1 protein-coding gene is annotated in these 255 nt (G+C 44.3%); it reads left to right on the forward strand.

Annotated features, from left to right (window positions below):
* The coding region (locus tag ACZYRN_RS19445; protein ID WP_488913207.1) for an Ig-like domain-containing protein at positions 1-255 on the forward strand (255 nt) is incomplete at both ends.

Below are 255 nucleotides of genomic sequence, written 5' to 3' on the forward strand. Positions count from 1 at the left end.
TTTCCATCCCATCAACAGCGACAAGTGGAGCAGGTGTGAGAATTACAGTGACAAATGGTGGACTGAGTAAGAGTGTGCTCATAACCATCCAAGACAATCCGGCAACTAAAGTAAAGAGTATAAATGTGAATCCAACCACTGTAACGCTAGCAGCAGGCGCGACCCAACAGTTAGATGTAACGGCATCAATGGGAGATGGAAGTACAAAAGATGTGACATCTGGAACGGATGGAACGAAGTATGTAAGTAGTTCAA

The organism is Domibacillus sp. F004, from assembly GCF_057814295.1.